Origin of the sequence: Microbacterium sp. HMWF026, assembly GCF_003061325.1 — a bacterium.
Taxonomy (GTDB): domain Bacteria; phylum Actinomycetota; class Actinomycetes; order Actinomycetales; family Microbacteriaceae; genus Microbacterium; species Microbacterium testaceum_E.
On record NZ_QAJB01000111.1, the window covers coordinates 1 to 9,693 of the forward strand.

Annotated in this window: 11 protein-coding genes; 10 read left to right on the forward strand and 1 reads right to left on the reverse strand. The window is 71.0% G+C overall.

All coding sequences use genetic code 11. The features are described from left to right. Positions 1–802: alpha/beta hydrolase fold domain-containing protein (locus DBR36_RS05155; protein ID WP_219927616.1), on the reverse strand; the 802-nt coding region annotated here is incomplete at its 3' end. A 174-nt stretch (positions 803–976) separates the two neighbouring features. On the opposite strand from DBR36_RS05155, the gene DBR36_RS05160 reads away from it, so the two are divergent. The 10 genes from DBR36_RS05160 to DBR36_RS05205 all read left to right on the forward strand — a co-directional run bounded on the left by DBR36_RS05160 (position 977) and on the right by DBR36_RS05205 (position 9,630). Next, on the forward strand, positions 977–1,684 hold the full coding sequence (locus DBR36_RS05160) for an SDR family NAD(P)-dependent oxidoreductase (protein WP_108317863.1): 708 nt from the start codon (positions 977–979) through the stop codon (positions 1,682–1,684). Positions 1,685–1,949: 265 nt separating this feature from the next. Then, positions 1,950–2,435, forward strand: a complete 486-nt coding sequence (locus tag DBR36_RS17305; RefSeq protein ID WP_146185239.1) for a hypothetical protein — start codon at positions 1,950–1,952, stop codon at positions 2,433–2,435. Beyond that, positions 2,432–2,716: a WXG100 family type VII secretion target gene (locus DBR36_RS05170; RefSeq protein ID WP_108317865.1), complete on the forward strand. Its 285-nt coding sequence runs from the start codon at positions 2,432–2,434 to the stop codon at positions 2,714–2,716. The genes DBR36_RS17305 and DBR36_RS05170 overlap by 4 nt, the downstream gene beginning before the upstream one ends. A gap of 128 nt (positions 2,717–2,844) precedes the next feature. Further along, positions 2,845–3,195, forward strand: a complete 351-nt coding sequence (locus tag DBR36_RS05175; protein ID WP_108317866.1) for a carboxymuconolactone decarboxylase family protein — start codon at positions 2,845–2,847, stop codon at positions 3,193–3,195. A 2-nt stretch (positions 3,196–3,197) separates the two neighbouring features. Further along, the gene (locus DBR36_RS05180; RefSeq protein ID WP_108317867.1) at positions 3,198–4,475 is read left to right on the forward strand and encodes a M20/M25/M40 family metallo-hydrolase; all 1,278 of its coding nucleotides are present in this window, start codon (positions 3,198–3,200) and stop codon (positions 4,473–4,475) included. A 209-nt stretch (positions 4,476–4,684) separates the two neighbouring features. Further along, entirely contained in the window at positions 4,685–5,728 is a 1,044-nt protein-coding gene (locus tag DBR36_RS05185) for an amino acid ABC transporter permease (protein ID WP_108317868.1), read from the forward strand. Beyond that, on the forward strand, positions 5,725–6,507 hold the full coding sequence (locus DBR36_RS05190; RefSeq protein WP_108317869.1) for an amino acid ABC transporter ATP-binding protein: 783 nt from the start codon (positions 5,725–5,727) through the stop codon (positions 6,505–6,507). Before DBR36_RS05185 ends, DBR36_RS05190 begins: the two co-directional genes overlap by 4 nt. 61 nt (positions 6,508–6,568) lie before the next feature. After that, positions 6,569–7,549, forward strand: coding sequence for an ABC transporter substrate-binding protein (locus DBR36_RS05195; RefSeq protein WP_108317870.1), 981 nt, complete (start codon positions 6,569–6,571; stop codon positions 7,547–7,549). Between the two features lie 69 nt (positions 7,550–7,618). Further along, positions 7,619–8,134, forward strand: coding sequence for a GNAT family N-acetyltransferase (locus DBR36_RS05200; RefSeq protein WP_108317873.1), 516 nt, complete (start codon positions 7,619–7,621; stop codon positions 8,132–8,134). 95 nt (positions 8,135–8,229) lie between these two features. Continuing rightward, the gene (locus DBR36_RS05205; protein ID WP_258222576.1) at positions 8,230–9,630 is read left to right on the forward strand and encodes a YdiU family protein; all 1,401 of its coding nucleotides are present in this window, start codon (positions 8,230–8,232) and stop codon (positions 9,628–9,630) included. The last annotated feature ends 63 nt before the right edge of the window (positions 9,631–9,693 follow it).

Sequence of the window (9,693 nt, forward strand, 5' to 3'; positions counted from 1 at the left end):
GGCGGGGGACTACGCCGGCCAGGTCGTGGGCACGCAGCGGCGCCGCCTCGACAGGGACGACGACCGGAGCGCCACCGCCCGCCGCCGGAGCTCGACCGCCGGCACCGCCGCCCGCGGCATCCCCGACGTACAGCCCCCAGTACCACTGCATGCCCTTCGCCGTCAGCGGCAGGTTCTCGGTGTGGGCGCGGTAACTCGGGCGGCTCGGATCGGGGGCGTCGAGCACCGGGCACAGCAGCACCTGCACGCGGATGCCGGGAGCCAGACCCTCCCGCGCGCGCAACGCCAACGCGGCGGCGAGGTTGCCGCCCGCGCTGTGCCCCGCGACGCCGAGGAGCGCGGGGTCGATCAGTCCCTCCGCGCCGGAGGCGGCGAAGCGCAGCGCGCGCTCGAGGTCGTCGAGTCCGGCCGGAAAGGGGTGCTCCGGCGCGAGCCGGTAGTCGACGCTCAGCACCTGCGTCCCCGTCGCCGCGGCGAGCGCGCGGCACAGCGTGTCGTTGTTGTCGAGGTCGCCCGCGACCCATCCCCCACCGTGAGCGAAGACGAGCGTCCCCCGGTGAGCCGCGCGAGGCCGGTACAGGCGCAGGGCGAGTCCGTCGGCATCCAGGTCGATCGATTCGAGGGTCTCGTCGTCGGGCAGGCGCATCCAGGACGGGTTCGCGCGCAGCTCGGCCAGGCGCGTCGCGTCGTCGGCGTCGGCGTCGGTGGCGCCCGAGGGGATCGTCCCCGCCTGCGCGGCCAGGCGCGCGAGATGCGCGCGCACGGCGGGGTCGGTGATGGCGGGATGGACGGCAGCGGTCACGGGGATCCTTGGGGAGGACGGGTCGGAATGCTTCGAGCGTAGGGTCGCGGATGCCGGTATCCCCCCGCTCGCGCGCACACTTCACGCCGCGGAAACACGCGCGTCGCCGAGCGCGGCGACGCCGGGCGTACCGTGACGGCCGAGGGCGCGCCCGACGCCCGCGGAAGGGATGCCATGTCGCAGCGCGTCATCGTCACGGGAGGGTCGGGCGGCATCGGCGCCGCGATCGTCGAGAGGTTCGTCGGCGACGGCGCCCGAGTCGCGGTGCTGGATCGCCGCCCGCCGGTCGGCGACTCGGCATCCCTCTTCTTCGACGTCGACCTGCGCGATCCCCTCGACACCCGCCGCGCGGTGGGCGAGGCGATCACCGCCCTGGACGGCGTCGACGTGCTCGTCAACTGCGCCGGGGTGTTCCAGCACGCCTCGCTGCTCGACATCACCGTCGACGACTGGGACCTGGTGCTCGAGGTCAACGCGCGCGCGACGCTGGTGACGATGCAGGCCGTCGCCCCCGCCATGCTCGACGCCCGCGGCGGCGCGATCGTCAACATCGCGAGCATGGCCGCCAAGCACGGCGGCGGTGGCGAGGGCCACTACGCCGCCTCGAAGGCCGCGGTCGTCGCCCTCACGCGCGCCGGAGCGCAGGAATGGGGATGCCACGGCATCACCGTGAACGCGGTCTGCCCCGGGTACGTCCTGACCGACATGGGCGCCGACACCCGCTCCGAGGCCGACATCGCCGCGTGGAGCGCGCGCTCGCCCCTGGGAAGACTCGGGATGCCGCAGGACGTCGCCGGAGTGACCCACTTCCTCGCCTCACCAGCCGGCGGGTACCTCACGGGTCAGGCGATCAACGTCACCGGCGGCATGATCATGCACTGAGGGCCGCGGACGGGTGAGTGTCGACGGGGTGGGCCGGGTGACGTGTCCGCCCGAGGCTGAAAGGTCACGGTGACCTCGTCGTATCGTGGAAGACGGAAGGAGCAGCTATCGAGGTCAAAAGTGGGACGGGGTTGCAGAAGTACATGAGAAATGCGGAAAACCAGAAACTGTTCGACGAATCGATCAGTCCCTCTCATCCTGCGACTGCGAATATCCGCGGTGAGAAGATCACCATCACCGGAGTCCTGGTCCAGGTGGTGGAGTAATGCAGAGCCGCTTCTACTACACCGTGGACGGGTCGAGATCTGCGGAACTAAAACCGGCGATCCGCCCACCGCGCGCATATATCCGGAATTTGCTGTCTCTCCTTATCCCGGGCGAGCGATCGACTCTGATGCTCGCACCCATTCCGCCCGAGAAGACGTTCATAGATTTTTATCACGAGGGCGGCAGTACGGCCTTCCTCCAATGCGCCGGAACCGCCGAAGCGATGACGATCGAATGGCACCGCGTCGATGACGATGGCCAGGACCGTCACTACATCGTCGGCCGAGGAGGCGACCACTCCGGCGAACCAGACGTCGAGATCCCCTTCTTCAACGGGACGCGGACAGCCACGGTCTACCCCGACGAAGTCTTCGCCCTCGATGAGGCCACCGACATCTTCTTCTCCTATTACGAGACCGAAACGATTCCCCCCTCCTACGCCACCAGATTGTTCGATCTCGCGTGGCCGAAGCCGCAATCATGATGCTTCGATTCGACAGCGCGCGACATGCGGAACTCGTGGATCATCTGCGCTCGGCGACGGTCGCGATCTCGCAGCATCTCGACGATCTCGAGGACGCCGTCGCGTGGGGGCGCACCCAGTGGACGGGGGCGGCGCGCGACGCGTACGACGTCGCGCACCGGGAGTGGTCCGCCTCGCTGGAGCGCATGACGGCCGCACTCACGGCGACGACGAACTCCCTCGAACAGACCGCAGAGGCGTTCGACGCGGTCGAGTCGACGGCCGTCCGGCTCTGGGCCTGACGTCCCCGGCAGCCGTCGCGGCATCCCTCCCCCGTGTGTCACCGTGTGACGCGAGCCGGACGGCACCGACAGCCCGGCGTGGCAGCGTGGAGCGGGCACTCCGCCACCGAGACCGCCCGGGAGAGACCATGTCCGAGTACTTCGACCGCACCGCCGACAAGACCTACACGAAGGTCTACAAGAACGAGACGCCCGACATCCTCGCCGCGTTCGCCGCGTTCGATCAGGCCGTGTTCGCCCCCGAGGGTCGCGCCATCCCCCTGAAGTTCCGCGAGCTCATCGCCCTGGCCGTCGGCATCACGACGCAGTGCGTGTACTGCATCGACGGGCACTCGCAGAACGCCGTCAAGGCCGGCGCGACCGAGGCCGAGCTGGCCGAGGCCGCCTGGGTGGCCACCGCGATCCGCGCGGGCGGCGGCTACGCGCACGGACGCCTCGCCTTCAAGCTCGGCGAAGACGCCCGCCCCCACCAGCACTGACGATGTCGCCCCTCGAGGCCGAGGCGCTGGAGTTCGTCCGCGCGTTGATCCGCATCGACAGCGTCAACACGGGCGACGCCGCGACCATCGGCGACGGCGAGACCAGGGCCGCCCTGTTCGTGCAGGCGCAGCTCGAAGAGGTCGGCTACGAGACCGTGCTGGTCGAGCCGCGACCCGGTCGGGCCAGCGTCGTCGCGCGCATGGCCGGATCGGACCCGGATGCCGGAGCCCTCGTCGCCCACGCGCACCTCGACGTCGTCCCGGTGGATGCCGCCGACTGGACGCACCCGCCGTTCGGGGCCGAGATCCACGACGGCGTGCTCTACGGGCGCGGCGCCGTCGACATGAAGAACTTCGCCGGGATGCTGCTGGCGATCGCCCGGTCGTTCCGGCGGGACGGGGTCGTCCCCCGCCGCGACCTCATCTTCGCGTTCTTCGCCGACGAAGAGGCCGGCGGCGTGTGGGGCGCGCGCTGGATCGTGCAGAACCGACCCGAGCTGTTCGCCGGGGCGACCGAAGCGCTGAGCGAAGTGGGCGGGTTCTCGATCCCGCTGCCCGGCGACCGCCGCGCCTACCTCGTCGCCACGGCCGAGAAGGGCGTGTCGACCGCGACGATCACCGCGCGCGGGCGCGCCGCCCACGGCTCCCGCCCCACCGCCGACAACGCCGTCGTGCGCCTGGCCCGCGCGGTCGGCGCCGTCGGCGCGCACACCTTTCCCGTCGTGCGCACCGCGACCCTCGAGCGGTTCGTCGAGACGTGGGAGCGCGCGGGCGGACGTTTCGGCGACCTGGGGTTCGCGGCATCCCTCATCGATGCGGGCATGCGCAACACCGCCTCGCCCACCGTGCTCGCCGCGGGCGGCAAGGCCAATGTCATCCCCGCCTCGGCGAGCGCGACGCTGGACGTGCGCATCGTGCCCGGGCAGCACGACGCGGTGCGCGCGGAGCTCGCCGAGGTCGTCGGCGACGACGTCGAGGTGACCTGGGCGCGTGACATCGAGGCCATCGAGTCCCCCGTGGATGCTCCCCTGGTCGACGTGCTGCAGCGCGCCATCGGCGCCGAGGACCCCGAGGGGGTCGTCGTGCCGTACCTGCTGCCGGCGAGCACCGACAACAAGCACCTGAGCCGCCTCGGCATCCGCGGGTACGGCTTCGTGCCGCTGCGTGTGCCCGCCGACTTCGACGTGTTCGGGCAGTTCCACGCCGCGGACGAGCGCGTGCCCGTCGATGCCCTGCACTTCGGCACGCGCGTGACCGCGCGCATTCTGCGCGAGGCCTGAGCGGGCGGTCGGCGCCGCGCGGCGTGCACCGGCCGTACCCGATGCCGCGGCACGCCGTCCACCGTGTTACCGCCCGAGGCGTCGCATTGCGATGCGTGGCAGGTCGTTTCGACGTGTGAACGGCCGCCTCGCGGCGCCCTCCGGCGCCGTCGTACCGTGACGCAACCCACCGGCGCCCCGCGCCGTACCGCCCTTGCGAGGAGCACGTCATGACCACCACCGCGCCGGCACCCGCCGACCGCACGGCGACGCCCGCCGGATCGACCGCCAAGGTCGACCTGGGGACGATCACCGTGGTCCCCACCCGTCACTGGTGGCGCTGGATCCTCAGCGCCCTGCTGCTGTTCGTCGTCGCCCAGTTCGCCTGGAGTCTCGTCACGAACGACCGGTACATGTGGGACACCTTCGCGCAGTACTTCTTCTCGGAGCCGGTGCTGATCGGTATCGGATACACCCTGAGCCTGACGGCGATCTCGGCGGTCGTCGGCTTCACCCTCGGCACGGTCCTGGCCCTCGGCCGCCTGTCGGCCTCGCCGCTGCTGAACGCCGTGGCCTGGGGGTACATCTGGTTCTTCCGCTCGGTGCCCCTCGTGGTGCAGATCATCGTCTGGTACAACCTCGGCTACCTGTACCCGACCCTGGGCCTGGGCACCCCCTTCACGACGGACTTCTGGATCGTGGAGTTCCCCACCGTCCAGCTGGTCAGCGCCTTCGCCGCCGCGATCCTGGGCCTGGGCCTGCACCAGGCGGCCTACTCGGCCGAGATCATCCGCGGCGGTCTCGTCTCGGTCGACCCGGGTCAGCACGAGGCGGCCGCCGCCCTCGGCATCCCGGCATCCCGTCGGCTGTTCCGCATCATCCTTCCGCAGGCGATGCGCTCGATCGTGCCGAACGCCACGAATGAGGTGATCGGCCTGGTCAAGGGCGCGTCGGTGGTCTTCGTCATCGCGATCCCCGAGCTGTTCTACGCCGTCCAGGTGATCTACAACCGCAACAGCCGGGTGATCCCGCTGCTGCTCGTCGCGGTGATCTGGTACACGCTCATCACCACGATCCTCAGCGTCGCGCAGTACTACATCGAGCGGTACTACGCCCGCGGCTCGGCCCGCGCCCTGCCCCCGACGCCCGTGCAGCGCACCCGCCGCTGGGTGGCCGCGCAATGGGCGCGCCTGGGCGACGACCCCGCCCCGCCCGGTCCGAAGAGGCGAACGGATGCCGCGCGCCCGGCGCCCGAGAAGGGAACCCCGGCATGACCACCGCAACCGCCACCCGGGGTCTCGTCGAGATCCACAACGTGCGCAAGAGCTTCCACGGCACCGAGGTGTTGAAGGGAATCGACCTGACCGTGCAGCCCGGCGAGGTGGTCGCGCTGCTCGGCCCCAGCGGGTCGGGAAAGTCGACGCTGCTGCGCACCATCAACCACCTCGAGACCGTGGATGCCGGATCGGTCACCGTCGACGGCGAGTTCATCGGCTACGAGCTGCGCCACGGCAAGCTCCACGAGCTGCGCGAACGCGAGATCCTGCGCCGTCGCACGCAGGTCGGGATCGTGTTCCAGAACTTCCACCTGTTCCCTCACCTGACGGCGCTCGAGAACATCACCGAGGCGCCACTCGCCCTGAAGCGCCTGGGCAAGGACGACGCCGCCGAGCTCGCCCGCGGTCTGCTCGACCGCGTCGGGCTCGCGCACAAGGCGGACGCGTACCCGCGCCAGTTGTCGGGCGGCCAGCAGCAGCGCGTCGCCATCGCCCGCGCGCTCGCGCTGCAGCCCAAGGTGCTGCTGTTCGACGAGCCGACGAGCGCCCTCGACCCCGAGCTGGTGGGCGAAGTGCTCGACGTCATCCGCGACCTGGCGAAGCTCGGCACGACGCTCGTCATCGTGACGCACGAGATCGGCTTCGCCCGCGAGGTCGCCGACCGCGTCGTCTTTCTCGACGACGGTCACGTCATCGAACAGGGCGCTCCCGACGAGGTGCTGACGCGTCCGCAGCACCCGCGCACCCGCGAGTTCCTCGCCAAGGTGCTCGGCTGACGCCGCGCCCACTCTCACCAGACTCACCCCCACCCGCACACACACCACCAGGAGACACAGCATGGCTCTCAGTAAGAAACAGGGCATCGCCCTCGGCGTGATCGCCGCGGCCCTCGTCGCCGTCGTCGGCGTCGGCGTCACCGTCGGCCTGAACCGCCCGGCCGAGGCGGTCGCCGCGCCCGAGCCCTCGGCATCCGCGTCGAACACCCCCGCCGAGTGGGTGCACACCGATGCCGTCCCCGAGGCCGTCGCGGCGCTGAAGGCCAGCGGCTTCCAGCCCATCGAACCGGGCAAGCTCACCGTCGCCGTCGGCGCGTTCGTCCCGCCGCTCAGCTATGTCCCCGAGGGAGAGACCCTGCCGTCGGGCACCGAGCCGAACATCGGCTCGCTCATCGCCGAGGGCCTCGGCCTCGAGTACAACCCGGTCGTGGTCGCGTGGGCGGACTGGCCACTCGGCATCCAGTCCGGAAAGTACGACCTGATCACGGCCAACGTCACCGTGACCGAGGAGCGCAAGGAGCTCTACGACTTCGCCAGCTACCGCCAGGACCTGCTGGGCTTCGCGGTCAAGGCCGACAGCGAGATCGACAAGATCGAATCGGCGGACGACATCACGGGCCTGAAGATCGTCGTCGGCTCGGGCACCAACCAAGAGAAGGTGCTGCTCAACTGGAACGAAGAGCTCGTCGCCGCCGGCAAGGCACCCGCCGACCTGCAGTACTACGACGACAACGCGGCCTCGACGCTCGCCCTGCTGTCCGGTCGGGTCGACGCGACCTTCGGCCCCAACGCCACGGCCGCGTGGGCGTCGCGCGACACGGGTGAGACCAAGATCGTCGGCGTCGTCCCGGGTGGATACCCCCTGCAGGCCGACATCGCCGCCGGCACCAAGAAGGGCAACGGCCTGGTCGACCCCGTGCAGATCGTGCTGAACGAGCTGATCGCCGACGGGAAGTACGCCGAGGTCCTGAAGGCCTGGAACCTCGAGTCCGAGGGCATCTCGACCTCGCAGATCAACCCGCCGGGACTGCCCAAGTCCTGACCCCCGCGCACGGCCCGGTCCCTCGAGGACCGGGCCGTGTCGCGCGTCACGAAGAGAAGAATGGATGCCATGACCCCCGCACCCTCGCCGACGCTCACCATCCGTCTCGTCGAACCCGTCGAGTACGCCGCAGCCGGCCGGCTCACGGCCGACGCCTACCGCCACAGCTACGACGGGCTGTCGGAGGCCTACCTGGCCTCGCTCGCCGACGTCGCCGGACGCGTGGAGCAGGGCGAGGTGTGGGTCGCGGTCGACGGCGACGAGATCGTCGGCACCGTCTGGACCCCGCGACCCGGCGAGCGCCTGTCCGAGCTGGCCGCCGAGGGCGAGCTCGACTTCCGTCAGCTCGCCGTCGCCCCGTCGGCGCGCGGGCGCGGCATCGGCGAGGTGCTGACGCGCCACGTCCTCGCGCTCGCCCGTGAGCGCGGAGCGACGCGCGTGGTGATGAACAGCGGCCCCGAGATGCTCGGCGCCCACGCGCTGTACCTCAAAATGGGCTTCCGTCGCCTGACCGAGCGCGAGGCGCCGATCGAGGTCGAACCCGGCCGCTGGCTCGACCTGCGCGCGTTCGCGTTCGATCTCTGACCGGGGACATGGACTCCCTCGCGGCGCGGGACGCATCGGCACTCCCCCGACTGACGTCCGGGTGGGCCGAGAACCTGCCGGAGCTATCGAGGTCGGTGCCGCAGGGCTTCGCGCCGAACCCCCGCGTGCTGGCCGTCAACGAGCCGCTCGCCTACGAGCTCGGGATCGACCCGGTCGCCCTGCACACCGCCGAGGGAGCGCGCTTCCTCACCGGCGCATCGCGCGCCCCGGGTTCCTCCCCCGTCGCCCAGGTGTACGCGGGACACCAGTGGGGCGTCTTCCGTCCCGTCCTCGGAGACGGCCGCGCCGCGCTGTTCGGTGAGCGCCGCGACCGCTCCGGCGCCCTCCGCGACATCCACGCGAAAGGCATCGGTCCCACCTCGATGTCGAGGGTCGACGGGTTCGCCACGGTCGGTCCGATGCTGCGGGAATTCCTCCTCGGCGAGGCCATGCACGCCCTCGCCCTGCCGACCACGCGCGCACTGGCCGTCACGGCTACGGGTACTCCGCGATCCCTGGGCGGCGTGACCCTTCCCGGTGCCGTCCTGGTGCGAACGGCGCGCAGCCATATCCGGTACGGATCGTTCGAGTACGCCACGCGGCTCGAGGACCGCTCGGTCCTGCGCCGTCTCGCCGATCTCACGATCGCCCGTCACTATCCCGACGAGGACGGGGCCGCCCAGCCCTACCGCCGGCTGCTGGCCCGGATCGTCGACGCCGTCGCCGACCAGACAGCCGGATGGATGGGTGCGGGATTCGTCCACGGCGTGCTCAGCACCGACAACGTGCTCGTGAGCGGCGAGACGATCGATTACGGTCCCTGCGCCTTCCTGGACGCCTACGATCCCGACGTCGTCTTCAGCTCGATCGACCGACACGGTCGCTATGCGTTCGGGCGCCAGCCGTCGATCATGCGGTGGAACCTCGATCGGCTCGGGGAGGCTCTCGCTCCGCTGCTGGCGGCCGACGTGGACGATGGACGGGCGCTCGCGCGGGAGGTCGTGGCTGCTTTCGACGGACTGTTCCGCGAGCGATGGATCGCCGTCTTCCGCGCGAAGCTGGGCCTCGGCCCCACCGTCGATGCGAGTGCGGTGGAGCAGACGGCTCAGACCGCTCTCGCGATTCTGGCCGATAACCGGGCGGACTTCCCCCGCTTCTGGCGGGCCCTCGGCGCAGCGGCGCGGGGGGATCGCTCCGGCCTTCTGCAGCTGTTCGCTCCCCCGGCGAGGCCCCGGGTCGAGGCCTGGGCGGACGAATGGAGGGCGCTCGGTCCCGACGCGGCCCTCTCGGATGCCACCAACCCCGCCATCGTCCCCCGCAACCAGGTCGTCGAGGACGTGCTGGGCGCCGCAGTGGAGGGCGACCTCGGCCCGTTCGACGAGCTGGTCGCGCTGCTGCGCGATCCGTTCGTCTCCCCCGCCACCCCGCTCGCCGAGAAGCTCGCCGCCCTCCCGCCCGACACCGCGTCACCGTTCGTGACGTACTGCGGAACCTGAGCCCCGCACCGCGGCCGCCGGGCCGAGTCCGACGACGGCGGTCGCCCCGGCATCCCCTCCCGG

What these genes read in the sequence shown, in the direction of transcription:
- DBR36_RS05160 (WP_108317863.1), top strand. Translation starts at nt 977, where the DNA reads ATGTCGCAGCGCGTCATCGTCACGGGAGGGTCGGGCGGCATCGGCGCC.
- DBR36_RS17305 (WP_146185239.1), top strand. Translation starts at nt 1,950, where the DNA reads ATGCAGAGCCGCTTCTACTACACCGTGGACGGGTCGAGATCTGCGGAA.
- DBR36_RS05170 (WP_108317865.1), top strand. Translation starts at nt 2,432, where the DNA reads ATGATGCTTCGATTCGACAGCGCGCGACATGCGGAACTCGTGGATCAT.
- DBR36_RS05175 (WP_108317866.1), top strand. Translation starts at nt 2,845, where the DNA reads ATGTCCGAGTACTTCGACCGCACCGCCGACAAGACCTACACGAAGGTC.
- DBR36_RS05180 (WP_108317867.1), top strand. Translation starts at nt 3,198, where the DNA reads ATGTCGCCCCTCGAGGCCGAGGCGCTGGAGTTCGTCCGCGCGTTGATC.
- DBR36_RS05185 (WP_108317868.1), top strand. Translation starts at nt 4,685, where the DNA reads ATGACCACCACCGCGCCGGCACCCGCCGACCGCACGGCGACGCCCGCC.
- DBR36_RS05190 (WP_108317869.1), top strand. Translation starts at nt 5,725, where the DNA reads ATGACCACCGCAACCGCCACCCGGGGTCTCGTCGAGATCCACAACGTG.
- DBR36_RS05195 (WP_108317870.1), top strand. Translation starts at nt 6,569, where the DNA reads ATGGCTCTCAGTAAGAAACAGGGCATCGCCCTCGGCGTGATCGCCGCG.
- DBR36_RS05200 (WP_108317873.1), top strand. Translation starts at nt 7,619, where the DNA reads ATGACCCCCGCACCCTCGCCGACGCTCACCATCCGTCTCGTCGAACCC.